General features: G+C 64.9%; 1 pseudogene. It reads left to right on the top strand.

From position 1 onward, the window contains the following. Positions 1-522, top strand: a pseudogene (locus FSY98_RS16545) (DUF11 domain-containing protein); the annotation flags it as partial.

Raw genomic sequence — 522 nt, 5'->3', positions numbered from 1 at the left:
TGTCTGCGGTGAAGTCGGGGGTGTTGGGTGCGGGTGGTATCGGTGTGGTGGGTGACACGGTGGAGTACACGGTGGTGGTGACGAATACGGGCAATGTCACGGTCACTGATGGGGTGTTGGTGGATCCGATGGTGGGTCTGTATGACGTGTCGATCGTGTGGCCGGATGCGTCGCGGCCTGGTCGTGTGGGTGTGGGGGAGCAGGCGACGGGTCGGGGGAAGTATGACTTGACGCAGGCGGATGTGGATCGTGGGTTCGTGGAGAACACGGCGTCGGTGGCTGCGCGGACTCCGGGTGGGGGTCGGGTTGCGGCGGCGACGAATACGGTGCGGGTGAATACGGTTCTGCCTGCTCCGGGTCTGGTGGTGTCGAAGTCGGGTGTCGCGTCGGGTGCGGGCGCGGTGGGTGATGTGGTGTCGTATGAGTTCGGGGTGACGAACTCGGGCAATGTGACGGTGTCGGGTGTGGTGTTGTCGGATGCGGTGCCGGGGGTGGTGTTGTCGGATGTGGTGTGGCCGGTGG

Origin of the sequence: Microbacterium sp. 1.5R, from assembly GCF_007667425.1 — a bacterium.
Lineage (GTDB): Bacteria > Actinomycetota > Actinomycetes > Actinomycetales > Microbacteriaceae > Microbacterium.
This window is presented reverse-complemented; position numbering and strand designations above follow the sequence as displayed.